This is a genomic window from Streptomyces viridosporus, from assembly GCF_002078235.1.
In the GTDB taxonomy this organism is placed as follows: Bacteria; Actinomycetota; Actinomycetes; order Streptomycetales; family Streptomycetaceae; genus Streptomyces; species Streptomyces viridosporus.
The window spans coordinates 1-1,101 of record NZ_MSGP01000618.1 but is presented as its reverse complement, the minus strand read 5'-3'; the positions used below and the strand labels follow the sequence as shown (position 1 = coordinate 1,101).

Annotated in this window: 2 protein-coding genes; both read right to left on the bottom strand. The window is 71.4% G+C overall.

The window, feature by feature from the left end; genetic code table 11:
* Window positions 1-4: 4 nt before the first annotated feature.
* The gene (locus B7L92_RS34425; protein ID WP_016824617.1) at window positions 5-451 is read right to left on the bottom strand and encodes a DUF2550 domain-containing protein; all 447 of its coding nucleotides are present in this window, start codon (window positions 449-451) and stop codon (window positions 5-7) included.
* 162 nt (window positions 452-613) lie between these two features.
* The gene (locus B7L92_RS34420; RefSeq protein WP_004983324.1) at window positions 614-985 is read right to left on the bottom strand and encodes a F0F1 ATP synthase subunit epsilon; all 372 of its coding nucleotides are present in this window, start codon (window positions 983-985) and stop codon (window positions 614-616) included.
* Between the last annotated feature and the right edge of the window lie 116 nt (window positions 986-1,101).

Genomic DNA, 1,101 nt, shown 5'->3' with positions numbered 1-1,101 from the left:
CGCTCTACGCGACGTTCACCCGCTGTCCGGGCGGGGCCGCCTCGAGCCACGCGAGGAAACCGGTCAGCGCGTCCTCGCTCATGGCGAGCTCGAGACGCGTGCCCCGGTGCAGACAGGCGAGGATCACCGAGTCGGACAGCAGGGCCAGCTCCTCCTCGCCCTCCGGGACCCGGCGGCCGGCCACCTCGATCGCGGAGCGCTCCAGGACGCGGCGCGGGCGGGGGGCGTAGGAGAAGACCCGGAACCACTCGACCCGGTCACCGTTGTAGCGGGCCACCCCGTAGGCCCAGCCCTTGCCTCCGGCGTCGCCCTCCTCGGGGGCGTCCCAGCGCAGGCTGCAGTCGAAGGTTCCGCCGGAGCGCTGGATGAGGCGGCGGCGCAGGCCGAAGACGAAGAGCCCCACCACCACGAGCACCACGACGATTCCGCACACAGTCAGAGCGAGGACCATCGACACCGACCTCCTCGTCTCCTAGGTAACGGAACGGAAAAATCATCCAGATCTGCCTCAGCCGCGGTCGGCTCCGGATTGCTCCGGTGCCGACCGCGGCTGAGTGACGTCATCGCACCGATCCCCCGGTGCCTGGACAGCCCGGGCGGTGCCTCCCATGGCTCAGCGGGTCGCCGCCCGCAGACGGACGTCCGCGCGGCGCTCCGCCGAGGCGTCGGCCTCCGACTTCGCGCGCTCGAGCGCCCGCTCCGCACGCTGGACGTCGATCTCGTCCGACAGCTCGGCGATCTCCGCCAGCAGCGACAGCTTGTTGTCCGCGAACGAGATGAAACCGCCGTGCACCGCGGCGACGACCGTCTCACCTTCACTCGTACGGATGGTCACCGGGCCCGACTCCAGCACACCGAGCAGCGGCTGGTGACCGGGCATGACGCCGATGTCGCCGGACGTGGTGCGCGCGACGACCAGGGTGGCCTCGCCGGACCAGACCTCTCGGTCGGCCGCGACCAGCGCGACGTGCAGCTCAGCAGCCAAGGTGGCTCCTCGGGTCACCACCCGGCGGGTCTGCCGGGTGTTGGTTACAAGTCTAGTGGGCGTGGGAGAGGGGGCGGGACGCACCCGCCCCCTCAGGTGTGAGCCCGCGGGCTCAC

Excerpts from the sequence above, each read along its gene's own strand:
- B7L92_RS34425 (WP_016824617.1), bottom strand. The coding sequence starts at position 451 with ATGGTCCTCGCTCTGACTGTGTGCGGAATCGTCGTGGTGCTCGTGGTG.